Source organism: Arthrobacter sp. MDT1-49-2, assembly GCF_059090185.1.
In genome coordinates this window covers 30,096-54,760 of record NZ_JBNHFK010000012.1, presented here as the reverse complement: position 1 = coordinate 54,760, position 24,665 = coordinate 30,096, and the positions used below count along the sequence as shown (strand labels likewise).

The 24,665-nt window shown below is 66.8% G+C and carries 26 protein-coding genes and 3 tRNA genes; 10 read left to right on the top strand and 19 right to left on the bottom strand.

Annotated features, from left to right (window positions below; all coding sequences use genetic code 11):
• The first annotated feature begins 65 nt into the window (after nt 1–65).
• Entirely contained in the window at nt 66–869 is an 804-nt protein-coding gene (locus tag AC5RTS_RS15320; protein ID WP_227905938.1) for an exodeoxyribonuclease III, read from the top strand.
• Between the two features lie 2 nt (nt 870–871).
• Nucleotides 872–1,726, top strand: coding sequence for a DUF8083 family protein (locus AC5RTS_RS15315; RefSeq protein ID WP_493992870.1), 855 nt, complete (start codon nt 872–874; stop codon nt 1,724–1,726).
• A gap of 12 nt (nt 1,727–1,738) precedes the next feature.
• On the opposite strand, the gene AC5RTS_RS15310 is transcribed toward AC5RTS_RS15315, so the two are convergent.
• From AC5RTS_RS15310 to AC5RTS_RS15275, 8 genes are all read right to left on the bottom strand, one after another.
• Nucleotides 1,739–2,350 (bottom strand): hypothetical protein, encoded by a 612-nt coding sequence (locus AC5RTS_RS15310; protein WP_493992869.1) that lies wholly within the window; start codon nt 2,348–2,350, stop codon nt 1,739–1,741.
• Nucleotides 2,347–2,934: a DUF6286 domain-containing protein gene (locus AC5RTS_RS15305; protein ID WP_493992868.1), complete on the bottom strand. Its 588-nt coding sequence runs from the start codon at nt 2,932–2,934 to the stop codon at nt 2,347–2,349. Before AC5RTS_RS15305 ends, AC5RTS_RS15310 begins: the two co-directional genes overlap by 4 nt.
• The gene (locus tag AC5RTS_RS15300; protein ID WP_493992867.1) at nt 2,931–3,317 is read right to left on the bottom strand and encodes a hypothetical protein; all 387 of its coding nucleotides are present in this window, start codon (nt 3,315–3,317) and stop codon (nt 2,931–2,933) included. Before AC5RTS_RS15300 ends, AC5RTS_RS15305 begins: the two co-directional genes overlap by 4 nt.
• Complete coding sequence (locus AC5RTS_RS15295; protein ID WP_493992866.1) at nt 3,314–3,484, bottom strand: hypothetical protein; 171 nt, start codon at nt 3,482–3,484, stop codon at nt 3,314–3,316. The genes AC5RTS_RS15300 and AC5RTS_RS15295 overlap by 4 nt, the downstream gene beginning before the upstream one ends.
• 80 nt (nt 3,485–3,564) lie before the next feature.
• A complete protein-coding gene (locus AC5RTS_RS15290) occupies nt 3,565–4,071 on the bottom strand; it encodes an Asp23/Gls24 family envelope stress response protein (RefSeq protein WP_493992865.1) in 507 nt (168 codons plus the stop codon).
• A 175-nt stretch (nt 4,072–4,246) separates the two neighbouring features.
• A tRNA-Phe gene (locus AC5RTS_RS15285) sits at nt 4,247–4,322 on the bottom strand.
• 56 nt (nt 4,323–4,378) lie between these two features.
• Nucleotides 4,379–4,452: transfer RNA gene (locus AC5RTS_RS15280), tRNA-Asp, on the bottom strand.
• A 59-nt stretch (nt 4,453–4,511) separates the two neighbouring features.
• Nucleotides 4,512–4,584, bottom strand: a tRNA-Glu gene (locus AC5RTS_RS15275).
• A gap of 145 nt (nt 4,585–4,729) precedes the next feature.
• Here AC5RTS_RS15275 and AC5RTS_RS15270 point away from each other — a divergent pair.
• On the top strand, nt 4,730–5,089 hold the full coding sequence (locus AC5RTS_RS15270) for a metallopeptidase family protein (protein WP_493992921.1): 360 nt from the start codon (nt 4,730–4,732) through the stop codon (nt 5,087–5,089).
• 9 nt (nt 5,090–5,098) lie between these two features.
• Nucleotides 5,099–6,028: a cation diffusion facilitator family transporter gene (locus AC5RTS_RS15265; protein WP_493992864.1), complete on the top strand. Its 930-nt coding sequence runs from the start codon at nt 5,099–5,101 to the stop codon at nt 6,026–6,028.
• A gap of 7 nt (nt 6,029–6,035) precedes the next feature.
• Here the strand turns inward: AC5RTS_RS15265 and AC5RTS_RS15260 are convergent, their stop codons facing one another.
• On the bottom strand, nt 6,036–7,040 hold the full coding sequence (locus tag AC5RTS_RS15260) for a universal stress protein (RefSeq protein ID WP_493992863.1): 1,005 nt from the start codon (nt 7,038–7,040) through the stop codon (nt 6,036–6,038).
• A gap of 175 nt (nt 7,041–7,215) precedes the next feature.
• On the opposite strand from AC5RTS_RS15260, the gene AC5RTS_RS15255 reads away from it, so the two are divergent.
• Complete coding sequence (locus tag AC5RTS_RS15255) at nt 7,216–7,878, top strand: FAD-binding protein (RefSeq protein ID WP_493992862.1); 663 nt, start codon at nt 7,216–7,218, stop codon at nt 7,876–7,878.
• Here AC5RTS_RS15255 and AC5RTS_RS15250 read toward each other — a convergent pair.
• Entirely contained in the window at nt 7,820–8,413 is a 594-nt protein-coding gene (locus tag AC5RTS_RS15250) for a copper resistance CopC family protein (RefSeq protein WP_493992861.1), read from the bottom strand. The genes AC5RTS_RS15255 and AC5RTS_RS15250 overlap by 59 nt on opposite strands.
• Before the next feature lie 106 nt (nt 8,414–8,519).
• On the opposite strand from AC5RTS_RS15250, the gene AC5RTS_RS15245 reads away from it, so the two are divergent.
• A complete protein-coding gene (locus tag AC5RTS_RS15245) occupies nt 8,520–9,950 on the top strand; it encodes an NCS2 family permease (protein ID WP_493992860.1) in 1,431 nt (476 codons plus the stop codon).
• A 115-nt stretch (nt 9,951–10,065) separates the two neighbouring features.
• On the opposite strand, the gene AC5RTS_RS15240 is transcribed toward AC5RTS_RS15245, so the two are convergent.
• From AC5RTS_RS15240 to AC5RTS_RS15215, 6 genes are all read right to left on the bottom strand, one after another.
• Complete coding sequence (locus AC5RTS_RS15240; RefSeq protein WP_493992859.1) at nt 10,066–12,279, bottom strand: catalase; 2,214 nt, start codon at nt 12,277–12,279, stop codon at nt 10,066–10,068.
• Between the two features lie 91 nt (nt 12,280–12,370).
• A complete protein-coding gene (locus tag AC5RTS_RS15235) occupies nt 12,371–13,228 on the bottom strand; it encodes a spermidine synthase (RefSeq protein WP_493992858.1) in 858 nt (285 codons plus the stop codon).
• Entirely contained in the window at nt 13,228–13,746 is a 519-nt protein-coding gene (locus AC5RTS_RS15230; RefSeq protein ID WP_493992857.1) for a GNAT family N-acetyltransferase, read from the bottom strand. Before AC5RTS_RS15230 ends, AC5RTS_RS15235 begins: the two co-directional genes overlap by 1 nt.
• Nucleotides 13,747–13,818: 72 nt before the next feature.
• On the bottom strand, nt 13,819–14,463 hold the full coding sequence (locus AC5RTS_RS15225) for an O-methyltransferase (RefSeq protein WP_493992856.1): 645 nt from the start codon (nt 14,461–14,463) through the stop codon (nt 13,819–13,821).
• A 33-nt stretch (nt 14,464–14,496) separates the two neighbouring features.
• Nucleotides 14,497–14,847 (bottom strand): thiamine-binding protein, encoded by a 351-nt coding sequence (locus tag AC5RTS_RS15220; RefSeq protein ID WP_493992855.1) that lies wholly within the window; start codon nt 14,845–14,847, stop codon nt 14,497–14,499.
• A 45-nt stretch (nt 14,848–14,892) separates the two neighbouring features.
• Nucleotides 14,893–16,410, bottom strand: a complete 1,518-nt coding sequence (locus AC5RTS_RS15215) for an amino acid permease (RefSeq protein WP_493992854.1) — start codon at nt 16,408–16,410, stop codon at nt 14,893–14,895.
• Nucleotides 16,411–16,657: 247 nt separating this feature from the next.
• On the opposite strand from AC5RTS_RS15215, the gene pta reads away from it, so the two are divergent.
• The 4 genes from pta to AC5RTS_RS15195 all read left to right on the top strand — a co-directional run bounded on the left by pta (nt 16,658) and on the right by AC5RTS_RS15195 (nt 21,776).
• Nucleotides 16,658–18,730 (top strand): phosphate acetyltransferase, encoded by a 2,073-nt coding sequence (gene pta / locus AC5RTS_RS15210; protein WP_493992853.1) that lies wholly within the window; start codon nt 16,658–16,660, stop codon nt 18,728–18,730.
• Nucleotides 18,730–19,872 (top strand): acetate/propionate family kinase, encoded by a 1,143-nt coding sequence (locus AC5RTS_RS15205; protein WP_493992852.1) that lies wholly within the window; start codon nt 18,730–18,732, stop codon nt 19,870–19,872. The genes pta and AC5RTS_RS15205 overlap by 1 nt, the downstream gene beginning before the upstream one ends.
• Before the next feature lie 122 nt (nt 19,873–19,994).
• Nucleotides 19,995–20,432, top strand: a complete 438-nt coding sequence (locus AC5RTS_RS15200) for a hypothetical protein (protein ID WP_493992851.1) — start codon at nt 19,995–19,997, stop codon at nt 20,430–20,432.
• A gap of 156 nt (nt 20,433–20,588) precedes the next feature.
• On the top strand, nt 20,589–21,776 hold the full coding sequence (locus AC5RTS_RS15195) for a zinc-dependent alcohol dehydrogenase (RefSeq protein WP_493992850.1): 1,188 nt from the start codon (nt 20,589–20,591) through the stop codon (nt 21,774–21,776).
• Between the two features lie 136 nt (nt 21,777–21,912).
• Here AC5RTS_RS15195 and AC5RTS_RS15190 read toward each other — a convergent pair whose 3' ends face one another.
• Genes AC5RTS_RS15190 through AC5RTS_RS15180 form a run of 3 tightly spaced genes read right to left on the bottom strand, consistent with a single transcriptional unit; the run spans nt 21,913 to nt 24,657 of the window.
• Nucleotides 21,913–22,431 carry a metallophosphoesterase family protein gene (locus AC5RTS_RS15190; protein ID WP_493992849.1) on the bottom strand — a complete coding sequence of 173 codons (519 nt, stop codon included), beginning with the start codon at nt 22,429–22,431 and terminating at the stop codon, nt 21,913–21,915.
• Nucleotides 22,432–22,827 carry a DoxX-related protein gene (locus AC5RTS_RS15185; RefSeq protein ID WP_493992848.1) on the bottom strand — a complete coding sequence of 132 codons (396 nt, stop codon included), beginning with the start codon at nt 22,825–22,827 and terminating at the stop codon, nt 22,432–22,434.
• Between the two features lie 30 nt (nt 22,828–22,857).
• Complete coding sequence (locus tag AC5RTS_RS15180; protein WP_493992920.1) at nt 22,858–24,657, bottom strand: glycoside hydrolase family 15 protein; 1,800 nt, start codon at nt 24,655–24,657, stop codon at nt 22,858–22,860.
• Nucleotides 24,658–24,665: the final 8 nt, after the last annotated feature.

The window sequence follows — 24,665 nt, the reverse complement described above, 5'->3', positions numbered from 1 at the left end:
CACCGGTGCGGACCCGTGCGGTCCGCACCGTGTGGGAGCTTGCGGGATTCGGTAACGTAGCAGTTGTGAAGATAGCAACTTGGAATGTGAACTCCATCCGTGCCCGCGCCGACCGCATCGAGGCGTGGCTGCAGCGGTCCGACGTCGACGTCCTGGCCATTCAGGAAACCAAGGCCAAGGACGAGAACTTCCCTTGGGAGCTGTTCGAGAAGAACGGCTACGAGGTGGCACATTTCGGGCTGAGCCAGTGGAACGGTGTGGCGATCGCGTCCCGGGTGGGACTTGACGACGTCGAACGCACCTTCCCGGACCAGCCGCACTTCGGCAAGACCGAAGAAACCACGGTTGCCGAGGCCCGTGCCATCGGCGCCACCTGCGGCGGCGTGCGGGTATGGAGCCTGTACGTTCCCAACGGCCGGGCGGTGGATGATCCCCACATGCCGTACAAGCTGCAGTGGCTCAAGACCCTCAAGAACCACGCCGCCGAATGGATCACCGCCGATCCGTCCCTGAACCTGGCCCTGATGGGTGACTGGAACATTGCTCCGCAGGATGACGACGTGTGGGACATTGACTGGTTCCGCGCCCAGAACGCCACCCACATCACCGAGCCCGAGCGCCAGGCCTTCAACGAGTTCCTCGACGCCGGCTTCACAGACGTCGTCCGCCCCTTCAACCCCGGGCCCGGCGTGTACACGTACTGGGACTACACCCAGCTGCGCTTCCCGAAGCGCCAGGGCATGCGCATCGACTTCGTGCTGGGCTCCCCGGCCCTGGCCAAGCGGGTCACCGGCGCGGTGATTGACCGGGAAGAGCGCAAGGGCAAGGGCGCCTCGGACCATGCTCCCGTGATTGTGGAACTGGACTAGCCGTGACGCGGCCTCCGCAGCGCTCCCTGTACCGGACCTTTCCGTTCGTCTCCTACCTGCGGGTCTATGAGCCGCTGGACGCGTTCGACGACGCCCGGCAGCTGGCCATTATGGAACAGCGTTCCCGGGGCCGGCACGAAACGGAGGTCCTGGAGCGTGCCGACGCCGTCCGGCGGCTGGTGCGGGTGGTTTCGGATCCGTTTCCGCACAACGCCACGGACCTGGTCCGGGTACTGCACTTCCCGGCCGAGGAAGGCATCACCCACCGGCTGTACTGCCCCAACCAGCTCGCGGTCCGCGCATCCCTGGCCGCGGAATCCCTGGGCGAGTCCATCCGCGGCCCGCTGGTGGACGTGCTCGTGCCCGAGGTGGCCCGTGAAGCCCACGCAGCACGGCTGGACCCGGATTCCTTCGCGGACTCGCTGGCAAAACTGCACACCCGCTCCGCCACCTGGGGTGTACCGTTCGGCTGGTTTGTCCTGCTGCACGAGGATGACCACACCGAAGTGGTGGAGGATGACGGGCGGGTCCAGACGGTCCGGCTGTCCGCGCCCGTGCCGCAGGCCATAGAACGGGCCCGCGCTGCGTCCGCGGCGCTGTCCGTGGCCGCGCCGGAGCTGGACCTGCTGGATGAACTGGCAGCACTGATTGAATGGCTGGAGGTCTTTGATCCGGAGGCGGTCCTGGAACTGGACTACGGTCCGGTGGCGGACCTGGTCTTCCCCGACGATTCCCCCTCCGACGTGCGGCTGGGCATCGAATCCCTGGCCGACGGTGACATGGTGGGGGCCGCAGCCGCCTACCGCCGGCTGGCGTCGCGGTGGATCCCCATCAGGCAGCTCGCCCGGGCTTCCTAGGCGGGAACCGCCCTAGCGGACCCTGTCATCGCGGCTGAACCGCAGCCGGCGGCCGGACTCCAGGCTCAGCAGGACCGGGGTCTGGTAGCCCAGGGCGGCGTCCAGTGTTTCCACCAGGGCAGTGGCATCGGCAGCGATCAGATGCGGTGCTGCCCCCTGCCGCGGAGTGATCCGGACGCGTAGCGCGCTGCGCCCCTTCATTGAATAGGTGCTCACTGCGGCTCCGGCCACATCCGGGTCCTCCTGCAGCGCGGTACGCAGTGCCTGTTCCGCCACGTTGCCGCTGAGGGCCACCGAGCCGGGGGCGCCGTCGTCGTCGTACTCCGAAACCAGCGTTGACGTGCGCCCGCCGCCCTGCGCGGCAATCCACAGCGTCATCAGCACAATGCCGAGGAAGCTGAGCAGCGCCAAACCCACCCAGACCCAGCTGCCTCCCAGCCCGGGGATGGCGGTCCTGCCCAGTACGGCTCCGATGGAGGCCATGGCATCCGGAGCGAAGGCCTGCCAGGCCCGTGCCGCCGCCGGCCACACGGAAATGAGCAGCAGGCCGGCTCCGACGCCGAGCATGATCAGCCCGAGCAGGGCCAACAGGAGCCGGTTCAGGGCACGCGGTGTCGCGTTCATTGGCCGATCACCCCCACCGGGGCAATCCGTACGCGGACGGCTGGCTGCGGGTCCAGTTTGGTGAGCAGCAATTCATCCTCCACGGCCGCGCGGACGGCTTCAGCGTCCACCGGGATGCCGGACGTCGGCCGGATCTGTACGTCCACGGCGGTCCGGCCCACCGTTACCAGCGCCTGCTGGGGGGTCACGCCCGCCTCCAGCCGCGCGCACCGGGCCAGCGATGCGGCCAGCACCTCGGCGTCCACCACGACGGCGGCACGCGGGTTCGGCAGCGCATAGCGTGCCCGGCGGCCGGGCAGTACCGCCTGCAGGAAGAACAGGAGACCGGCGAAGAGGATCAGGGCTCCGGAGAGTCCCAGGATCAGCGGATCGGTACCGCCGGGCAGCCCTGCCAGCCAGTGCCCGAAGGTCGGCGGATCAATCAGCCAGGCCGGCTGTCCGAGGGCCTGGAGCACGGATTCAAGCAGCACATAGGCAAAAAAGAGGATGCCCAGGGCGGCCGCGGCCACGGCCGCAGCCGTCCGTGCCGAGTGGGTTTCGCGCCGCAGGATTCGGCCGGTCAGTTCCCTGTCCGCCCGCTTCACTGCACCCGCCGCCCTTCGGACAGCAGCGCACCGGTAATGCGCACATCAACCCGGGACAGCATGGATCCGGTGAGTTCGGATACCCGCTGCAGCAGCACTGGCTTGGCCGCATGCGCCCGTTCCCAAACGGTGCCGCCGGCACGGTGCAGCATGTCCGGATGCTTCTGCAGGGCCTGGAGCGGCGGCAGCGCAATGGGCAGGGACACGGTCAGGGCCAGCAGGCCCCGGTCATCGGCCCATCGCACCCGGACCTGCTGGGCGGGCACGCCGAAGTACTCGGCGGCGGCTGCCTGGGCGGTGCTCGTCAGCGCCTGGGTGCTGATCCGGTTACGCCCGGATAGCACCGCGCCGGTTTCGGCTGCGGTCATAACTGCGGTGCTCACGAAGAGGAGCGGCGTCCAGTGAGCGCATCAGTGACGCTGCGGAAGTCGATTTTGCCTTCCACTGCACGTCCCAGCAGAGCACCCACCGCAATGAACAGGGCAGTCAGCAAAAAGCCCCAGAAATCGAAGATCAGCGCGGCGAAGGCCAGCACGGCCCCGGTTGCCATTCCCACCACTGTTGGTTTCATTTCCCCTGCCTCATCATCCGCTCGCCACCCGCGCTTCCTGCGAGGAACTGCTTTTGACCCTATACCGCTTTGGCCCCTGCCGCGGGTTTGGTTCCCGTCTCCACGGACTCCGACGGCAGGTGGACGTCATTGATTTCGACATTAACCTCCACCACGCGCAGTCCCACCAGGCTCTCCACCGCACCGTAGACAGCCGCGCGGACATTGTTGGCCACCGAGGTGAGGGCGGTGCCGTAGACCGCCACCAGGCTGATGTCGACGGCTACTTCGCGTTCCCCTACCTCCACGTGCACGCCCTGGGTGGCGCTGGAGCCGCCGACGGCGTCCCGCACCGCTCCCAGCGCGCGGCCGGTGGTGTTGCCGAGGGCATACACCCCGGAAACGGAACGGGCGGCTATCGCGGCGACTTTGGCTACGGCCTGTTCACTGATTGCGGTGCGGCCGCCGATCGCGGCGGCGCCCGGCAGGTCAGCCGTGGGTGCAGCTGCAGACAGAGGAGATGGTGCGGGGGCGGCGTGCGCGGGGGCAACCGGCTCGGCCGCGTGTGTGTTCCGGAGCTCATCCATGGATTCAGCGTATCCCGGCGGCCCCGGGTTGTGCAGGGCGGGTGATTTGCTGTGCGCAGTGAACTGGCGGCACTGATCCGGGTGCGGTTGCCGCGCGGAGGCCGGCGCCGGGCGGCCGACGGTTAAAAAGAAAAACCCCGTCCTGTCTCCTGCGAGACAGCTACGGGGTTTTAGCTGGTGGCTCCGACCGGCGTCGATCCGGTGACCTTTCGATTTTCAGTCGAACGCTCTACCAACTGAGCTACAGAGCCTGGCATCATCAACCGATGATCACCGAGATCTTCCAAATCGCTTCAGAAAATCTGAGCGACCCTGACGGGACTTGAACCCGCGACCTCCGCCGTGACAGGGCGGCGCGCTAACCAACTGCGCTACAGGGCCTTGCTTTTCACGAGTGTCAACTCTACCAGATGAAATCCGGTTGATTTACCACTCCTGAGTACCCCCAACGGGATTCGAACCCGTGCCGCCGCCGTGAAAGGGCGGTGTCCTAGGCCGCTAGACGATGGGGGCCAACAGAACACACATGGAATGAAGCGGCTGGTGAACCAGTCGTTTCGCTCCGTTGTGGACTCTAAAACTATAGGGCCTATTTCCGGAATAAACAAAACGCCTCCGGTGAGGCGCGCGCCACTACAGTGGAGGGGTGCCAATTCAGATGAGTGCCGACGAGTTCGAGGCCTGCGTGGAAGCTGCTATCGACAGCATTCCCGCGGATCTCTCCCGAGCCATGAACAACGTGGCCATCTTCATCGAGGACGAGTACATACCGGGCCCGCACGAGGATCCGGAGACCGAACTCCTGGGCGTCTACGAAGGCACGCCCCTGACCGAGCGGGACTCCTGGTGGGATGCCGGTTCCCTGCCGGACCGCATTGTGGTGTTCCGCGGACCCTTGCTGCGCATGTGCGAAAGCCGGGAAGAAGTAGTGGATGAAGTACGCATCACCGTCATCCACGAGGTGGCCCACCACTTCGGCATCGATGATGAGCGGCTGCACGAACTCGGTTGGGGCTAGCCTTAAAGCATGAGTGACCATTCCGGCCACACCCACGGCCTCAGCCCCGTCACCGCCACCGGGAAGCACCGCCGCCGCCTGCTGATTGTTTTCATCATCACCATGTCCGTGGTGCTGATTCAGGTGGCCGGCGCGCTGCTGTCCGGTTCGCTGGCCCTGCTTGCCGACGCCGGGCACATGCTTTCGGACGCAGCCGGTGTCTCCATTGCCCTGGTGGCCGCGTGGATTGCCGCCCGCCCGCCCACGGCCAGGCGGACCTACGGCTACCAGCGCGCCGAGGTGCTGGCGGCCCTCGCCAACGCCGTGCTGCTCATCGTCATTGCCTCGGTGATCTTCATTGAGGCCCTGCGCCGGCTGGGTTCCGAGACGGAGGTCCATACCGGACTGATGCTCACTGCGGCCATCGTGGGCGGGCTGGCCAACCTCGCCTCACTGCTGGTGCTGCATTCGGGCCGCAAGGAGTCCCTGAACGTACGCGGCGCCTATCTGGAAGTGCTCGGCGACCTGCTCGGCTCGGCCGCCGTCGTGGTTTCCGCCGTCGTTATTATGCTCACCGGCTACCAGCAGGCGGACACGTGGGCCTCCATCCTGATTGCCCTGATGATTCTTCCCCGGGCGTGGTCGCTGCTGAAGGAAGTCATCGACGTGCTGCTCGAGGCCACACCGGCCGGCGTTGACGTTGCGCTGATCCGGGACCATATCGTCTCGGTCGACGGCGTGGCGGATGCGCATGACATCCACATTTGGACCATCACCTCAGGGGTACCGGTGTTCTCCGCGCACGTGGTGGTGGACGAGGAGCATCTGACCCCCGAAGGCATGGACCGTGTGCTGGACGGGCTGACCCGATGCCTCAGCAGCCATTTCGATACCGACCACTGCACCTTCCAGCTGGAACCCGCCAGCCATGCCGTCCACGAAGGCCAGCAGCACGCCTAAGCGCAGGCTATTCCATCACCATCGGACCGAAGTCCGGCCGGTCCAGCAGCCGCGGATCCTCGTGATCCGGCACCACCATCACCGGCCCCTTGGCATGGTGCAGCACGCTCTGGCTGGTGGAGCCCAGGAGCATGCCGGCGAAACCGCCCCGGCCCCGGGTGCCCAGCACCAGCAGTTCCACCTTCGCCGTGCGCTCCACCAGGATCTCCGGCGGCGCACCGTCCACCAGCTCCACCGACATTTCCAGTGACGGAAAGTGGCTCTGCAGCCAGTCCCGGCCGGCGTCGAGCTGTTCGCGCAGTTCCGCATGCAGGGCCTCGATGTCCAGTGGTGCCGGCACCCAGGCAAGGGAGCCGCTGAACGGAGGAAGCGAGCACAGAATGCGCAGCGGCAGGTTCATGCTCATGGCCTGTTCCGCCGCAACCAGCGAGGCCGCCCGGCCCTGCTCGGAGCCGTCCACCCCCACCACGACGGCCTGATGTACGGCATCAGGATCAGGCGAGTTGGCCGGGGGCTTCACCCCGGAGTCCGGCAGGCGTCCTGCGGTCCGCAGCGGCACAACAACCGTGGGGCACTTCGCGTGGGCCGGCAGCGCGCTGGACACCGAGCCCAGCAGCCGGCCGACAAACCCGCCCCGTCCGCGCGATCCCACCACCATCAGGTCCGCGTCCTCGGACAGTTCCAGCAGGACCGCGGCGGCGTCTCCGGTTTCCACCCGGGGAATGATTTCCAGGCCATAGTGGCTGATCCGCGCCACGGCGTCATCAAGCACCTGCCGGGCGCCGTCACGGATCATCTCGTCATCCACCGTGGTGTACCCGGCGTCCATGGAGGAGGCGGCAAAGATCGGCACGGTATACGCGGTCACCACATGAAGGGGGCACTGTCTGCGCCTGGCCTCCCGGGCGGCCCAGAAAAGGGCACAGATACTCTGATCCGAGCCGTCGATGCCCACCACGATGCCCGCGGGTCCGTCCGCGCCGGCTCCGGTTCCCCAGGTCGAATCAGTCACGTGCTGCTCCTTCCGGTACCCAACCGGCAATCAGCGTCCGGCTGTCCTCAGCAGTAGCGTACCGCGCTGCGGCAGCAGACCACGCTACCGCTGCGGCGGAGTCCGCTATATGGTTCGCTCCCAGAGCCAGCGGCCTGTGGGGAGGTTCCGGACCCAGCGGAAGGACATCACCGGCATGAACCCTGATCGCGACGGCGCGGGGCATCAAACGCCGATTCCCGAACGGACCCGGACGGTGGTGATTGGCTGCGGACTCAGCGGGATGGCAGTGGCAGCCGAACTCAGCCGGCAGGGGGTGGACTCCATTGTGGTGCATGGGCCGGTAGCGGATGCAGACGCCATCCGAAGAGCGGCAGCTGAGCCGGAACCCGACACGAAGCGGAACCAGCTGCGCCGGGTCCTGCAGGGCTACGCGGCCAGCCACCACCTGGACATCCGCGGCGACTCCCCGGCGAGGGACCTGCACCGCGCGGCACCCGCCGGGCTGCGCCCCTCCCCCGTGGCCGGCACGGGAAGGTGGGCGGTACGCACCGGACGGGGACTGCTGCTGGCTGACACCATTGTCCTCACCAGCTGCTCGCGTTCCGATCTGCGGAAAATGACTCAGGCGGCCGGCGTTGCGACCTGGCCGGAAACGGTCGCAGTACTGCGGGAAGCCGGGGTGTATTTCGTGGGCGTGGGCGGGACCATGCTGCCCACGGTCAACGAACTCCTGCGCCAGGCCAAGGCCGCAGGCGAAGCCATCGCCGGCGTCATCCTGCGGCCGGACGGCCCGAAGGTCAGTTCTCGCGCAGCCGCCGCCGGACCACCAGTGCAATCAAAACGACGACGGCGATGAGCACAACGGCGGCGGGGACGGCCACCTGCCAGGAGAAACCGGTGTCCTCACCCTGGTTCAGCACCGGGGTCTGCGAGGAATCGGCCGGTTCCGACGGCTGCGCTGACGGCTCGGAAGCAGGGACCGTTCCCGCCGTCCCGCCGGCAGTGAACCCGAACGTGCCTTCAATCGGATGCGCATCCGAGGAGACCACGCGCCACTGCACGGTGTAAACGCCCGACGGTGCGCCCTCACGGAGCCGCTGGGTGGCCGTGTTGTCCAGGATCCGCACGTCGCCGTCAGCCCAGTTTGTGCCGTCTTCGGCCAGGACCCTGACCTCGGAGCCGATAGCAGCCGGGGTATTGGAGAAGGTCAGCTCCACCGCCTCGGGGGCGGCGTCCAGCACCGCACCGTCGGCAGGAACCGACCCCGTCAGCTCATCGTGCGCTGCCGCAGGGGGTGCGGACAGCAGCAACCCGGCGCATACGGCAAACAGGAACGCGGCGAGCGCGGTGAAACCGGACAGAGACGGCGTGTTACGTACGAAGTTCCTCACCGTTTCAGCCTAACCGCACCCGGGCCGGGGATGTCTTCGGGGCCGCGATAAGATCGAAGTGCAGGATTTCCCTCACTTCATCCACCGTCACTTCAGAGGACGCGTCATGCTCAAACAAGGTTCAAAGCTGGACCGCTACTTCGAGATCACCAAACGGGGTTCATCCGTTGCCACCGAAGTCCGCGGCGGCCTGGCCACCTTCTTCGCGATGAGTTACATCGTGGTACTGAATCCGCTGATCCTTGGCGGCGAAGATTCCATGGGCAACACCATGCCCGGGCCGGCCATCGCCGCCGGAACGGCCCTGGTTGCGGGTATCCTCACCCTGATTATGGGCATTTGGGCCAAGCACCCCTTCGCCATCGCCACCGGCCTGGGCGTCAATGCCTTCGTGGCCGTCACCGTTGCCTCCAATGACGGGCTGACCTGGCCGGACGTTATGGGCCTGGTGGTCATTGCCGGCCTGGCCATGGTTATCCTCGTGCTGACCGGGTTCCGGACAGCGGTTTTCCGCGCGGTGCCGGCCAGCCTGAAAACCGCGATCGTGGTGGGCATCGGGCTCTTTGTCGCCCTCGTTGGCCTGGTCAATGCAGGGTTTGTCCGGCGCAACCCGGATGAGGCAGGAACCACGGTTCCGCTGGGGCTGGGCAGCGGCGGCGAGCTGCTGGGCTGGCCCACGCTGGTGTTCGTCTTCGGCCTGCTGCTCACCATTGTGCTGATGGCCCGCAAGGTCCGCGGCGCCATCCTGATCGGCATCGTCGCCTCCACCGCCTTCGCGGTGCTCGTCGAGTGGCTCGCGCACCCGGGCAGCCAGGGTGCCGGCGTCGCCACCGGCTGGTCCCTGGTGACCCCGAGCGCACCCGAATGGGCCGCCCCGGACCTCTCCCTGCTCGGCGAGGTCAGTTTGGTGGGATCCTTCCAGACGCTGGGCGGCATTGCGGCCTCGCTGCTCGTCTTCGTGATCCTGCTCAGCATCTTCTTTGACGCCATGGGCACCATGGTCGGGCTGTCCACCGAAGCCGGGTCCATGGACAAGGACGGCAACATCCCCAACGTGGAGCGCGTGCTCCTGGTCGACGCCGCGGGCGCGGTGGCCGGCGGCGCGGCCGGTGTGTCCTCCAACCAGATCTTCGTGGAATCCGGCGCGGGCATCGGTGAAGGTGCACGGACCGGGCTGGCCTCGGTGGTCACCGGCCTGCTCTTTATTGTGGCCATGTTCCTGACTCCGCTGATCTACCTGGTTCCGTTCGAGGCCGTGGCCCCCGCCCTGGTGGTAGTCGGGTACCTGATGGTTTCCCAGGTGGGCAAGATCGACTGGACAGACATCGGACTGGCACTGCCGTCCTTCCTGACCTTCGCGCTGATGCCGTTCACGTACTCGATTGCCAACGGCCTCGGTGCCGGCTTCATCTCCTTCACCGTGATCCGCCTGTTCCAGGGCCGCGGCCGCGAAGTGCATCCCCTGATGTACGTGGTGGCCGCAGCGTTCGCCCTGTACTTCGGTGTCGGCCCGATCACCGAACTCCTCGGCGTCTGAGTGCCCTGACATCTGGGTTCCCTGACAAAGGGACAGACATAAAAAGAGGGGATTCCCGGCGCCAGCCGGAAATCCCCTCTTTTTTCTTACGGGCAACCCGCGTTGCCCCTAAGGCCTAGGCAGCGACGGTACGCTCCCAAACCCGGTGTCCGGCGAGCAGGCCGGTCAGTCCGGCAGTAACGTCGGCGGCTTCACCCGTCAGAACGCCGGGGGCATCCGAGGGGATGCCTGCGGCCATCAGGACGGAACTGCCGTCGCCCCAGGCGCCAATGGCCTTTGCGTGGCGGAAGGCTTCGGCCAGCATCAGCGTCACCCGCGGGTCGAGGGAGGGATGGCCCTCCGGGTTGCCGGCCTTCGCGTCCAGGCTGCCGACGGCGTCGGGCGCCGGAGCGCCCGAGGCAGCCACCAGCACGGCGTCGAACTCGGTGGAACGGGCCGTGAGGTAGGTCCGCTGGACAGTGACTTCTCCGCCCAGCTTTCCGCCGTGCGGAGCCACCACCAGCGGAACCACGCCCTCCGCGTGCAGTGTTGCGAGCACTCCGGAAAGGGCGCCGAGGTCGGTGCTGTCATCCGCCACCACACCGACGATCCGGCCGGCCACGGGCCAGGACCCGCCGAGCTGGCTCAGCGCGGGGCTGGGTGCGGTATCTTCCACGGCGAGCTCCGGTGCCGGGGCTTCGAGCCCCAGCCCCAGGGCCACCTCTGCGGCCAGCCGCGCGTCGATGTTGGCCAGCGACTGGAGCTGGCGCAGCCGGATGTTCTCCTCGTAGCACTTGCCCAGTTCAAACGTGTAGGCCTGGACCACGTGGTCCTGCTCCACCGGCGTCAGCGAGCGGAAGAACATGCGCGCCTGGCTGTAGTGGTCGTCAAAACTTGCCGGGTTTTCCCGCACCTTCCGGGACGCGGGCACTTCGGCCGGGACATCAATGAAAGCCCCCATGTCGGCACCGGCCATGAAGGGGCAGCCGCCGTCCAGGGAATTGGGCTGGTACGGCGCCACTCCCGCGTGATCGGCGTCCTGGTGGAAACCGTCCCGGAGCATGTCGTTGACCGGGGCATGCGGCCGGTTGATGGGGATCTGGCTGAAGTTCGGACCGCCCAGCCGGGTGAGCTGGGTGTCGATGTAGGAGAACAGCCGGCCCTGCAGCAGCGGATCATTGGTGACGTCGATGCCGGGCACCAGGTGGCCGGGATGGAAGGCAACCTGCTCGGTTTCAGCGAAGAAGTTGGTGGGGTTGGCGTTCAGCGTCATGGTGCCGATGATCTGCACCGGAGCCAGTTCCTCGGGCACCAGCTTCGTCGGGTCCAACAGGTCAATGCCCTCGAACATTTCGTCCTCGGTGTCCGGGAACACCTGGATACCCAGGTCCCACTGGGGGAACGCGCCGGCTTCAATGGCATCGGCAAGATCCCGGCGGTGGAAATCCGGATCCATGCCGTTGATGATCTGCGCTTCTTCCCAGACCAGGGAGTGCACACCCTGCCGGGGCTTCCAGTGGAACTTCACCAAGGTGGTTTCGCCCTTGGCATTGACCAGGCGGAAGGTGTGGACACCGAAGCCTTCCATGGTGCGGTAGGAACGCGGAATGCCGCGGTCCGACATGTTCCACATGGTGTGGTGCTGCGCTTCGGTGTGCAGCGAGACAAAGTCCCAGAACGTGTCATGGGCGCTCTGCGCCTGGGGGATTTCGCGGTCCGGGTGCGGCTTGCCGGCATGGATGACGTCGGGGAATTTGATCGCATCCTGGATGAAGAACACCGGAATGTTGTTGGCCACCAGGTCATAGTTGCCCTCGTCCGTGTAGAACTTGGTGCTGAATCCCCGGGTGTCCCGGACGGTGTCAGCGGAGCCGCGGGATCCCAGCACCGTGGAGAAGCGCACAAAGACCGGCGTTTCCGTCCCCCTGGCCAGGAACCCGGCACGGGTGACTCCCTCTGCGGCGCCGTTGGCGACGAAGACGCCGTGGGCGGCGGCTCCGCGGGCGTGGACAACACGCTCCGGGATGCGCTCGTGGTCGAAGTGCGTGATTTTTTCACGCAGATGGTGATCCTGCAGGAGGACCGGCCCGCGCGGACCGGCCTTGAGGGAGTGGTCGGTATCCCGCAGCCGGGCTCCCTGCGCCGTCGTCAGGTAGCGTCCGCTTTGGGCACTGGAGGATTTGGGTGCACCCGTGGGAACCCCTGTGGGGGATACGGTTTCCGGCCCGTCCTGGTCCGGCTTGGGCGGCAACGGTTCACGCGGCTCGATCGGCTCGGCCAGGGACGGCGCTTCTGCTGCCGGCGCGCCGGGGATAGGCAGGTCGGGTACGGATGTGCTCTTCTCAGACATGTAGCCTCCATCATGGTTCAGACCGGCTGCCTGGGAAGGCAGCATCTTCCCACCCTACTAAAATAGTAAGTACGCTGACACTTCCGGAAGTCTAGGCCTCTGCAGGATCGTGCAGGGGGCGGGCTCCGGCCGCGAAGGCGCGCAGCTTGGCGTCATCCCAGAGATGCGCCGGCACGCCTCCGCCCAGGAGCGTGCGCGGCAGGGCGGGATCTGCCGCAAACGGTGCGTCGCTGCCGGCCAGGATGATGTTGCCGTAGCGCCGTCCCTTCAGCATGGCCGGATCGGCTATGGCGGCGGTGTACCTGAAGGCGGCACAGATGGTTGCGGCCTCCGCCCGCGCTCCACGGAGATCGGGGGTATCCCCGCAATTCACGATGTAGACCCCGTCCGCCGCCAGCACCCGCCGGACATGAGCGGTGAATTCGGCCGTGGTCAGCGGTTCCGGCGTCTTCGCGCCGGCGAAGACGTCCCGGATCACCAAATCCCGGCTTCCCTCATGCAGCGTCTCCGTGACGGCCCGCGCCTCCCCCACCCGGAGCCGCAGCAGCGGCGCCCGGGGCAGGTCAAACCAGCCGCGCACCAGCTCGGCCAGGCGCCCGTCCAGTTCGACGGCGACCTGCCGTGCACCCGGATATACGGCGGCAAAATACCGCGCGAGGGAACATGCCGCACCGCCCAAATGCAGGGCGCGCAGGGAGGCCTCCGGGCGCCAGCGGGATTCAACCAGGGCCGCAATCCAGCGCATGTACTCGAAATCAAGGTGCCGCGGATCGGCCAGGTCGATGTGCGAGCTGTGCACCCCGTTCACCATGAGGATCCAGCTGTCGGAGGCAAAGGAGTCCGGCACCAGCTCACAGGTCCCGGTGTCTATGGGGTAGGTTCCGGCCACCGGGCCCGCCCCCGGGGCGGTTGTTTCCACAGGGTCCTTGCCCGGCCGCTTGCGCCCCATCAGTTCCTCACCATACGGATTTCCACCATGCCGGTTCCGGCCCAGACCTGCGGCAGGTCCTTGACGGTTCCGTCCGGGACGAAACCGTTGCGGCGGTAGAACGCCTGTGCCCGCGCATTGTCCTCCAATACCCAGACATAGGCCGGAGAGTCTCCCACTGCGTGTTCCAGCAGCGCCTGGCCCACTCCGCTGCCATACGCCTCGGCCAGGATGTAGATCGACCACAGCTCCAGCGGCACGACAGCGCGAATGTCTTCGTCCCGGGCCGGGCCGGCGGAGGCAAACCCGAAGAGCCGGCCGTCCTCGGCATGCGCCAGCCAGGTCCGGATGTCCGGATCCAGCGACTGCTCGGCCAGGGCTGCGCGCCGGTGTTCGACGGCGGCGCTGCGGTCCGCCTCCCGGCGCCGGAAGACGTCGTCCCCCAGTACGTGGGCATAGCTCTCGCGCCAGGACTGCAGGTGCACGGAGACGAAGTCCGCGGCGTCGTCCGGCGTAGCCTGCCGAATGCTAAAGCTCATGGCTCCAGCTTAGGCGTCCGCACGGTGCGCCGTTCCGCAGGGAAGCCGGGCGGCCGATCCGCCGGAGAAGGGTCACTGCACCACAGCCAGCGCGAAACCGTCCCACCCTTTGGACCCGACCGTTTGCAGGGCGGTGGCTTCCAGCCGCGGGTCCGATCCGAGGAGGCGGACGGCTTCCCGTGTCCCCTGCACCGCGGCGTCGCCCTCGGGGTCCAGTACGCTGCCGCCGCGCACCACGTTGTCCACCACTATGACGCTGCCGGGGCGGGAGAGCCGCACCGCCCAGTCCAGATAGGCGGGGTTGTTCACTTTGTCCGCGTCGATAAAGACCAGGTCAAAAGGCCCGGTCAGGGTGGGCAGGGTGTCCAAGGCAGCACCCACGCGGATGGTGACGAGGCTGCCGAGCCCGGCACTGTCCAGGTTGGCACGGGCCACCTCGGCATGGCGGGGTTCGTATTCACAGGTGATCAGCTCGCCGTCGGGCGGCAGTGCACGGGCCAGCCAGGCGGTACTGAAACCGCCGAGGGTGCCGATCTCCAGGATCCGCCGGGCACTCTGGATGCCGGCCAGCAGCATCAGGAACTTGCCCTGTGCGGCGGATACCTCGATGGCCGGCAGTCCGGCGTCGGCCGTTGCGGTGACAATGCCCTTCAGGGCACGGTCCGGCCGGACCACCATGCCGTCCAGGTACTCCTGCACCTGTTCCCAGTTCTGCATCGCTGCCGCTCCCGTCCTGCCGTGGATTCGGCGCTAGGCGTGCCCGCTTCGGTTATCCAGTTCCGTGAGAGCGGTTTCCAACCGCTGCACCTTGCCGGCCAGTTCGCCCGTATGGCCCGGCCGGATGTCCGCCTTCAGCACCAGGGAGACACGGCTGCCGTACTGCCCCACGGCTTCCGTGGCACGCCGGATGACGTCCATGACCTCATCCCACTCGCCCTCCACGGTGGTGAACATGGAGTCGGTGGAATTGGGCAGGCCGGAATCCCGGACCACCTTCACGGCTGCGGCTACGGCGTCATGCACCGAGGCATCGGGGGAAGGTCCGCCGGGCCGCGTGAGCGGACCGGCACCGGACGGGGCAACGGAAAAGGCAACCAGCATGGGGCCAGTCTGCCACCGGTGCCCGTCCGGCGCATCCGTAGGTGCTCAGGCCCCGGAAGTGTCCGTGCCGGATTTGGCGGCGGCAACACCGCTGAACTTCTCATTCAGCCGTGAGTGGCTCCGGCCGTAGGCGAAGTACAGCAGGAAACCGATGAGCAGCCAGCCGGCAAAGTAGATCCAGGTTTCCACGGCCAGGTTGGTCATGAGGTAGAGGCAGAGCAGGGCGGACAGCACGGGGATGACCGGGCCGAACGGCACGCGGAACGCCGGGCGGAGGTCCGGACGCTTCTTCCGCAGCACCAGGATGCCCAGGCTGACCACCACGAAGGCGGACAGGGTGCCGATGTTGATCATTTCCTCGAGCACGTCCACCTGGGTGAAGCCGGCCACCAGGGCCACCAGGGCGCCGCACAGGATCTGCAGGCGGGCAGGCGTGGCGTGCTTGTCGTTGGTCCTGGACAGCGCACGCGGCAACAGTCCGTCGCGGCTCATGGCCAGCACCACGCGGGCCAGGCCCATCAGCAGCACCATGATGACCGTGGTGAGCCCGATCAGGGAACCGACGGCAATGACCGCGGCGGCACCGTCATTGCCTACCAGGGAGAAGGCCGTGGCGAGGTTCGGCGATTCCACCGACGCCAGGTCGGTGTATGAGACCATGCCGGTCAGGGCGAGGGACACACCGATGTAGAGCAGCGTCACCACGGCGAGGCCGGCGAAGATGCCCCGCGGCAGGGTTTTGCCCGGGTCCTTGACCTCTTCGGCGGACGTGGCCACGACGTCGAACCCGATAAAGGCAAAGAAGACGACGGCGGCCCCGGCGAACACGCCCAGCAGGCCGTACTGGGCCGGGGCGGCGCCGGTGAGGAAGGAGAACAGGGACTGCCGCAGCACATCCTCGCCGCCGGTGCCGGCGGAGGGTACGGAGTCCGGGATGAACGGGGTGTAGTTCTCCGCCTTCACGTAGAAGAATCCGGCGACGATCACAAACAGCACCACGCCCACTTTGATGATGGTGAACACGTTGCCCACCTGGGCGGAAAGCTTTGTTCCCATGACCAGCAGGATGGTGAACACGGTGACAATCAGGAACGGGCCCCAGGTCAGGTCAATCGGCCCGAAATGCAGGGTCGCCGGGATGTCGAACCCGATCAGGGCAAACACCTCGCTGAGGTAGATGCCCCAGTACTTGGCGATCACTGCCGCGGCGGTGAACAGTTCCAGGATCAGGTTCCAGCCGATGATCCATGCCACCAGCTCACCCATGGTCGCGTAGCTGAACACGTACGCGGAGCCGGCCACGGGGATGGCAGTGGCGAACTCGGCGTAGCACATGATGGCCAGGGCACAGGTGATGGCGGCCAGGATGAAGGAAACCGTGACGGCCGGTCCGGAGAATTCGGCGGCGGCTTTGGCCCCCACCGAGAAGATGCCGGCGCCAACGGCCACGGCAACACCCATGATCATCAGGTCCCACGTGGTGAGCGAACGTTTGAGCCGGCGCCCCGGTTCATCGGCATCCGCCAGGGAGTTCTCAATGGGTTTGGTACGGAAGAGACTCACGGGGGTCCTCGCCTTGGGTCTTGAGGAAAATCTAACCATTTAATCGTAGGCTCGGCGGTCTGCGGCATTTATGTCAGTCTCACATGCTGAGACAAGGGAGTCCACGAAGAACCGAGCGGACGGGCCGCCCCGCCACCGTGTTCGCTGGCAACTCCGGCACGCTTTTGCGAGTATGGATGTGATGCACGCCACGGCCACCTTGGGTGTCCGGGCGCGTTCCCTCCCGGCAACGAACGGAAGCGCAGCTATGGCCCGTGGAATCTATGTCAGTGCCATGACGCCGGGATCCGGCAAGTCCCTGATCAGCCTGGGGCTGGCGGACATGCTGGGCCGCCATGCGGACCGGGTCGGATTCTTCCGGCCCATTGTCGAAAGCGACAATCCCGCCACGGACCCCATGGTGGAGCTGATGCAGCGCCGGTTCAATCTTGGTCCGGCCACCTGCCGCGGGGGTTTGACCCGTGCGCAGCTGCGGGCCCTGCTGGTGGCCGGCGAGCGCGGCGAGGTGGACGCCCGCTGTCTCGCCGTCTACAGCGAGATAGCGGCCCACTGCGATGTGGTCATCGTGGAAGGCACAGACCTTTCCGGGCACGACGTCGCACTGGAGTTCGATCTGAACGCCCGGTTGGCCAATGATCTGGGGACCGTGGTGCTCGCCGTCGTCAATGCCCAGGAAATGACCGCGACGGAAACCGCGGACGCGGTGGATGTCTCCCGGCGCCAGCTCGCCGACGCGAAATGCGACCTGCTGGCCGTGATGGTTAACCGGGCCGCACCGGCGGATCTCGATGACATCAGCGCCGCCATGCGGCCGGGGAACAGCGGGCGGCCGGTCTACGTCCTCCCGGAACAGAGTGAGATTTCCCAGCCGTCAGTGGCCGAAGTGCAGACGGCGCTGCAGGCGCGCCAGGTGGCCGGCAGCTCTTCCCTTGAGCGCGACGTCTCCGCGGTGAAGGTGGCCGCCATGACGGTAAGCAACTTCCTCCCCCAGCTGACGGACGGCACGCTGGTCATTGTCCCCGCGGACCGTGCCGACGTTATGGTTGCCACCCTCGCCTCCTCCATCTCCTCCGATTTCCCGGTGGCCAGCGGCATGATCCTCACCGGCGGCCTCCCGGTGGAACCGGCCATCCTTGGACTGCTGGCCTCCGCACCCTTCCCGGTGTTCGACGTCGGCGCGGACACCTACACCACGGCCCGCCGGGTCAGCCGGGTCCGCGGCGAAATCTCCAGCGGCAACCGGCGGAAGGTCGCCGCGGCACTGGGAACCTGGTCCCGGCACGTGGATGAGGCCGAACTGCTTGAACGGCTCGCCCTTCCCCGCCCGGCCACCACCACCCCGTTGCGGTTCCTGAATGAGCTGATCATGCGTGCCCGCGCCAGCCGGCAGCGGATTGTGCTGCCCGAAGGACTGGACGTGCGCATCCTGCAGGCCGCGGAAATCCTCAGCCGCCGGGACGTCTGCGCCCTGACCGTCCTGGGACCGGAGGCACAGATCCGTGAGCTGGCGGCGAGCGAAGGCATAGACCTGTCCAACATCAGCGTCATCAATCCCGCCACCAGCGCCCTGCGGGATGAATTTGCCCGGGAATACGCGGCATTGCGCAAGCACAAGGGCGTCACCTTGGAGGACGCCGCGGAACGTATGCTTCACGGGGCATACTTCGGCACCATGATGGTCCAGCTGGGGCGGATGGACGGCATGGTGTCCGGCGCCGCGCACACCACTGCCAACACCATCCGTCCCGCCCTGGAGTTCATCCGCACGCGGGAGGGCGTGAAGATTGTGTCCTCCGTCTTCCTGATGCTGCTCTCCGACCGGGTGCTGGTTTACGGCGACTGTGCGGTCAACCCCGAACCGGATGCGGAACAACTGGCAGACATAGCGCTTGCCTCGGCCGCCACAGCCGGGCAGTTCGGCGTAACGCCGCGGGTGGCGATGCTCTCCTATTCCACCGGCTCCTCCGGAAAAGGCGGATCCGTGGAACGCGTGCGCCAGGCCACGGAACTGGTCCGGAAAGCCCGCCCGGACCTGCCGGTGGAAGGTCCCATCCAGTACGACGCCGCAGTGGACGCCTCGGTGGCGGCCTCGAAGGTGCCGGGTTCCTCGGTGGCCGGCCAGGCAACGGTGTTCATCTTCCCGGACCTAAACACCGGCAACAACACCTACAAGGCTGTCCAGCAGTCCGCCGGGGCTGTGGCGGTGGGCCCGATCCTGCAGGGACTGCGCAAACCCGTCAACGACCTCAGCCGGGGCTGCACCGTCGAGGACATCGTCAACACCGTGGCCATCACCGCGGTTCAGGCGCAGGAGGACTGATGCTGGTTCTGGTGATCAATTCAGGCTCGTCGTCACTGAAATACCAGGTGCGGGACACCGAGACGGAGGAGCTGCTGACAAAGGGCATCATTGACCGGATCGGGGACGTGGTTCCGGACCACGCGGCTGCGCTTGAAGAGCTGGCCGAGCGGCTCCGGGAGGACCTGGACGGGCGCAGCATCGACGCGGTGGGACACCGCGTGGTCCACGGCGGCGAGCGCTTCAGCGAACCCGTGCTGGTCAACAACGAAATTGTCCGCTCCATTGAACGGCTGAGCCCGCTGGCCCCGCTCCACAACCCCGCCAGCGCCATGGGCATCCGCGCGGTGCATGACAAGTGGCCGAAAATCCCGCAGGTGGCGGTTTTCGACACGGCCTTCCACCGCACCCTGCCCGAGCGTGCCTGGCACTATGCGCTGCCGAACACCCTCTACCGCCGCTACGGCATCCGACGCTACGGATTTCACGGCACGAGCTACGGCTACGTTGCTCCGGCAGCCGCCCGTTTTCTTGGCATTGATCCCGCCGCATTCAACGCCGTGATTGCCCACCTCGGCAACGGCGCCTCCGTGGCGGCCATCCGGAACGGACAGAGCATTGACACCTCCATGGGATTCACCCCCCTAGAAGGGCTCGTGATGGGCACCCGCAGCGGCGATGTGGATCCTTCGATCCTCATCTTCCTGGCCCGGCAGGGCTATGACGCGGATACTCTTGATGACCTGCTCAACCGTGAATCCGGCCTGCGCGCGCTGGCCGGAGAGTCCGACATGCGCGGGATCGAAACCGCAGCGGATCAGGGGGATGAGCGCTCCCGGCTGGCACTGGATATCGCGGCCTACCGGCTGGCGAAATACATCGGGGCGTATCACGTGGCCGTGGGAGGTGCCCAGGCGGTGGTATTCACCGCCGGAATAGGTGAAAACGGCTGGAAGTTCCGGCAGCTTGTGCTGGACCAGCTCGGCCCGCTGGGCATCCGGCTCGACACCGAAGCGAACCTGGTGAGGGGTAAGCACGCCCGGCGGATCAGCACGGAGGATTCAGCGATTCCCGTGCTGGTGGTGCCCACGGATGAGGAGGAAGCGATCGCGGAGGCGACCGCCGCCGTCGTTGCAAACCTGGACCAGGAACCCGCCTTCTAGTCACGGATTCACCTTTCGGGACCCGCCCGCGCCGGACACCTGCTGACAGCCCGCATGGCTGGTTGGTACGGTGGCAGACCCGGTTAAGCAGTGGCCGGGTCCCGCGTCTCCGTGGAGATGACATGGAAGAGCCGCTTCGCGTACTGGTACGCGTGGATACCAGAGATGCCGCCGCCTCGGTGGAAGTACGGGGATCGCTCACGGGTTCAAACTGTGAGACCCTGCTCCACATCCTCCGGCACACAGCCACGCTGGGCGCCAGCATCTGCGTCAACCTCACCCGGGCGATCCGCGTCGAATCCGACGCCCTGGCCGTTCTTGCCGCAGCTGCGGGCGATATCGACGGTCCGGTGGAGATCACCCGCCGGCCGGCTGCAGCTGAGGACCGGGCGCCCGAGGCCTTGGACGGCGGCAGGCAAACCGGTTCCCCCCTCGACAATGACCGTGCGCTGAAAATGATCCTGGCCCGGGATCAGAGCGTCCTTGCCGCACGGCGCATGCCGCCGGCCACCGGGTACACCCGCCCGACCGGAGTGGCCGGCCACAGCCCGGGCTCCTAGCGGCATTCCGGATCCTCCAGCGGCCGCGGCAGCCCTGCAGCGCGGCCTGCCGGGTACTCTCGGAACGCGGCCGTTTTGTCAGTACGCTTATCAATTGGCAGAATGGGGCTTAGTTCTTTCAACGTACTCAGCATGCAACCAGCAGGAGGATCGCACGTGAAAGCAGTTACTTGGCAGGGAAAAAACACCGTCAGCGTCGAGCAAGTCCCGGATCCGGTCATTCAGGAACCGACTGACGCCATCATCCGCGTCACCTCCACCGCAGTCTGCGGCTCGGACCTCCACCTCTACGGAGTGCTGATGCCCTATATGAAGCCGGGCGACATCCTTGGCCACGAGACCATGGGCATTGTGGAAGAGGTCGGCTCCGCGGTCACCAACCTGAAGAAGGGCGACCGCGTGGTCATCCCCTTCCAGATTGCCTGCGGCGAATGCTTCATGTGCCGCCAGGGCCTGCAGACCCAGTGTGAGGTCACCCAGGTCCGCGAGAAGGGCTCCGGTGCCGCCCTGTTCGGGTTCTCCGAGCTGTACGGCTCCGTTCCCGGCGGACAGGCCGAGTTCCTGCGGGTTCCGCTGGCCGACTACAACCCCATCAAGGTTGGCTCCGAGCTCCCGGACCACCGGTACCTGTTCCTCTCCGACATCCTGCCCACCGCATGGCAGGGCGTCCAGTACGCCAATGTGCCCGACGGCGGCACCCTCGCCGTTTACGGCCTGGGCCCCGTGGGCCAGTTCGCGGCCCGCATCGGCACCCATCTGGGCTACCGCGTGATCGGCGTTGACCCCGTGGAGGAGCGCCGCAAGCTGGCCTCCCAGTACGGCGTCGAAGCGCTGGACCTGCACAGCGACGTTGCCGATGAGCTGCGCAGCATGACGGACGGCCGCGGGCCGGACTCAGTGGTGGACGCCGTCGGCATGGAAGCCCACGGCTCCCCCGCCGGCAAGGCTGCCCAGACGGCCGTGGGCCTGCTCCCGGACAAGCTGGCGCAGAAGGCCATGGAAACCGCTGGAACGGACCGCCTTTCGGCCCTGCACGGTGCCATCGACGCTGTGCGCCGCGGCGGAACCGTCTCCCTGAGCGGTGTTTACGGCGGCACGGCCGACCCGATGAACCTGATGTCCATGTTCGACAAGCAGTTGAACCTGCGCATGGGCCAGTGCAACGTCAAGCGGTGGACGGATGACCTGATGCCGCTGGTCGAGGATCCCGCCGATCCGCTGGGTGTCACCAACCTGGTCACCCACCAGGCGTCCCTTGACGATGCCCCGGAACTGTATGAAAAGTTCCAGAAGAAGGAAGACGGCTGCATCAAGGTGGTCTTCCAGCCGGGCGTCCGCGACTGAACTTCGGCCGCTTAGCTGCACGCGTACGGCAAACGCCGGGTCCGCCCGCGGGGCAGGCCCGGCGTTTGTGTTCCCCGCAACCGGCCGAAGCCGGCGGCGGGTTAGCGGGCCGCCGGTTTTCGCTTTGCCCGACCGGCTAGCGGCGCCGGACCTCCCTCGGCGGAAGCCTGCGCAGCTCCGGCGTGAGGGTGCTGCCGCTGATCTCCAGGCGCAGGTAGGTGCAGAACGGCTGCCGCCTGCGGTCCGTGGGCGAGCCGGGATTCAGCAGGCGCATCCCGGCCGGCGTGACCGAATCCCAGGGGATGTGGCTGTGCCCAAAGACCAGCAGGTCCGTGTCCGGGAACTGTTCGTCCATGCGTTCTTCCCGCCTCGCTGCAGGGCCGGTCTCGTGCACGACGGCGAGCCGCACGTCCTCAACAACGGCCCGCCCCACCAGGGGCAGGCGGGCGCGCAGCCCGGCGCCGTCGTTGTTGCCGTAACAGGCCACCAGCTGCCGTGCGCGTTCGCTCAACTGGTCGAGCAGTTCCTCGCTCACCCAGTCCCCGGCATGCACCACTATGTCCGCAGCATCTATTTCGGACCAGACTTCCTCCGGAAGGGCCTTGGCCCGCTTGGGCAGGTGTGTATCAGCAAGGAGCAGGAGACGGGTGGACATTTACTTGCGCAGGCTCCAGGCCCAGAGGATCAGCGGAAGCTGCAGCGGCAGGCGCAGGCTGTGGATCAGCTTCTCCCGGTCCCCTCCGCGCGGACCGAAGGAGCGCTGCAGGGCACTGATGTGACCGGCAATAAAGGCAACGTACATGGCAGCGGTGCCCGTGGCCGCCGCCCGCCGGGTTGCCGGCAGCAGCAGGGCGGCCGCAGCCGCGAATTCGAGGACACCGCTGAAATGCGTCCACTGCCGCCTGGTCATCACGGCATATTTGCCGTCGGTGTCGGTGCTGATGCTCCGGGGCACCACGGCATTGTAGAAACGGGGATTACGGAAGTGGTTGACGGCGCTGGTGGCCAGCAGGGCAGCCATGGCCACAGCCGAGAGACTCGTGCGGTTCATCGGTTTCCTTTGGTCGGTGAATGCTTCCGGTTACCCGGACGGCGGCCGCGCTACAGCGCCGGCCAGCGCGTCCGCAGCCCGGACCAGGGCCAGGTGTGAAAACGCCTGCGGAAAGTTCCCCGCCATGTGTCCGTTGGATGCATCATATTCTTCGCTGAGCAGTCCCAGTTCATTGGAGTATCCGACCAGCTGGTCCATGAGCCGGCGCGCTTCCGGAAGCCGACCGGTGTAGGCGTACTGCTCCACCAGCCAGAAGCTGCAGGCCAGGAACGGGTTTTCCCCGGCCGGCAGACCGTCCGCGCCGGTTTCGGTGGCGTAGCGCAGGAGGAGGCCGGAGGAGTCCAGCAGCTGCTTCTCCAGCTGCGCCACCGTGCCCAGCATCCGCTCGTCGTCGTACCCGAGGAAACCAACCTGCGGGAGCTGCAGCAGGGATGCATCCACACCGGTAGCGCCGTAGTACTGGGTGAAGGAGTTCAGCTCCGGGTCAAAGCCGCGCTCCAGGATTTCGCGGCGCAGCCCGTCGCGCAGTCCCTCCCAAACTTCCACCGGGCCCTCAAGTCCGTATTTCCGGGCCGCCTCCGCGGCCCGGTCAAACGCCGCCCACATCATCACCCGCGAGTGCGTGAAGTGCCGCGGCTCCCCCCGCATCTCCCAGATCCCGTGATCCGGTTCCTCCAGGTGCTTTTCGAGGTAGTTCAGCAGGGCACGCTGCAATGGCCAGGAGAAGTGGTCCTCAGGCACCCCTCGGTCCCGCAGCCGGGCCAGCGCCACCATCACGTGGCCCACCACATCCGCCTGGTACTGTCCCACGGCACCGTTGCCCAGCCGCACCGGGGCCGCACCCCCGTAGCCGGGGAACTGCGGAAGGATCTGTTCGGCCAGCTCCCGTCCGCCGTCCACCGCGTAAAGGATCTGCAGGTCCTCGGGATCTCCGGCCACTGCCCGCAGCAGCCAGCTGCGCCATTGCAGGGCCTCGTCCTGATAACCGTGCGTCATCATGGCCACCAGGGTCAGTGCGGCGTCACGCAGCCAGCAGTAGCGGTAATCCCAGTTGCGTTCACCGCCCGCCGCTTCAGGCAGTGAGGTGGTGGGAGCTGCAACAATGCCGCCGGTGTCCTCATGCGTCAGCGCCCGCAGCACCAGCAGCGAACGCCGCACCGCGTGCTCGTAGCCGCTGGATTCCAGACAGCGCTGCCCCCATTCCTGCCAGTAGGCCGTGGTGCGCTTCAGGGCCGCATCCAGGTCCTGCGGCGGCGGGACCGGCCGGTGCGAGGGGTACCAGGTCAGTTCCAGATCCAGGCACTCGCCTGCGGAGACTTCGAATTCCCCCAGGTGGCTGTGGTTGCTGGCCACCGGAAGGTGCTTGCTGCGCAGCACCAACGCTCCGGGACCGGCAATGGCTGAAAGATGTTCGCCGTCGCCGTCTGTGCCGCGGAAGACCCAGGGCATCACGGTGCCGTAGCCGAACCGGATCGTCAGCTCCTGCCGCATGGCCACCGTGCCGCTGAGGCCTTCGATCCGGCGTACCAGTGACGCCCTCCGGTCCCCTACCGGCATGTAGTCGGTAACCCGCACCGCTCCGCCGGGGGCCTGCCAGTGCGTGCGGAGCACGAAGGTGGATTCAAGGTATCCGCGGTGGGTCACGGTGGCCCGGGCATCCCGGGGAGCCAGCAGCCAACGGCCGTGGTCGCTGGTACCCAGCAGTGCGCCGAAAACGGACGGGGAATCAAATCTGGGCAGGCACAGCCAGTCCATGCTGCCGGTACGGGAAATCAGTGCCCCGGTGTGCAAATCGGAGACAAGCGCATAGTCCTCGATGGGGCAGGGCAGCTGCGGCG

What these genes read in the sequence shown, in the direction of transcription:
- AC5RTS_RS15310 (WP_493992869.1), bottom strand. Translation starts at nt 2,350, where the DNA reads ATGAACGCGACACCGCGTGCCCTGAACCGGCTCCTGTTGGCCCTGCTC.
- AC5RTS_RS15295 (WP_493992866.1), bottom strand. Translation starts at nt 3,484, where the DNA reads ATGGCAACCGGGGCCGTGCTGGCCTTCGCCGCGCTGATCTTCGATTTC.
- AC5RTS_RS15290 (WP_493992865.1), bottom strand. Translation starts at nt 4,071, where the DNA reads ATGGATGAGCTCCGGAACACACACGCGGCCGAGCCGGTTGCCCCCGCG.
- AC5RTS_RS15270 (WP_493992921.1), top strand. Translation starts at nt 4,730, where the DNA reads ATGAGTGCCGACGAGTTCGAGGCCTGCGTGGAAGCTGCTATCGACAGC.
- AC5RTS_RS15265 (WP_493992864.1), top strand. Translation starts at nt 5,099, where the DNA reads ATGAGTGACCATTCCGGCCACACCCACGGCCTCAGCCCCGTCACCGCC.
- AC5RTS_RS15255 (WP_493992862.1), top strand. Translation starts at nt 7,216, where the DNA reads ATGAACCCTGATCGCGACGGCGCGGGGCATCAAACGCCGATTCCCGAA.
- AC5RTS_RS15245 (WP_493992860.1), top strand. Translation starts at nt 8,520, where the DNA reads ATGCTCAAACAAGGTTCAAAGCTGGACCGCTACTTCGAGATCACCAAA.
- AC5RTS_RS15240 (WP_493992859.1), bottom strand. Translation starts at nt 12,279, where the DNA reads ATGTCTGAGAAGAGCACATCCGTACCCGACCTGCCTATCCCCGGCGCG.
- AC5RTS_RS15235 (WP_493992858.1), bottom strand. Translation starts at nt 13,228, where the DNA reads ATGGGGCGCAAGCGGCCGGGCAAGGACCCTGTGGAAACAACCGCCCCG.
- AC5RTS_RS15230 (WP_493992857.1), bottom strand. Translation starts at nt 13,746, where the DNA reads ATGAGCTTTAGCATTCGGCAGGCTACGCCGGACGACGCCGCGGACTTC.
- AC5RTS_RS15225 (WP_493992856.1), bottom strand. Translation starts at nt 14,463, where the DNA reads ATGCAGAACTGGGAACAGGTGCAGGAGTACCTGGACGGCATGGTGGTC.
- AC5RTS_RS15220 (WP_493992855.1), bottom strand. Translation starts at nt 14,847, where the DNA reads ATGCTGGTTGCCTTTTCCGTTGCCCCGTCCGGTGCCGGTCCGCTCACG.
- pta (WP_493992853.1), top strand. Translation starts at nt 16,658, where the DNA reads ATGGCCCGTGGAATCTATGTCAGTGCCATGACGCCGGGATCCGGCAAG.
- AC5RTS_RS15205 (WP_493992852.1), top strand. Translation starts at nt 18,730, where the DNA reads ATGCTGGTTCTGGTGATCAATTCAGGCTCGTCGTCACTGAAATACCAG.
- AC5RTS_RS15200 (WP_493992851.1), top strand. Translation starts at nt 19,995, where the DNA reads ATGGAAGAGCCGCTTCGCGTACTGGTACGCGTGGATACCAGAGATGCC.
- AC5RTS_RS15190 (WP_493992849.1), bottom strand. Translation starts at nt 22,431, where the DNA reads ATGTCCACCCGTCTCCTGCTCCTTGCTGATACACACCTGCCCAAGCGG.
- AC5RTS_RS15185 (WP_493992848.1), bottom strand. Translation starts at nt 22,827, where the DNA reads ATGAACCGCACGAGTCTCTCGGCTGTGGCCATGGCTGCCCTGCTGGCC.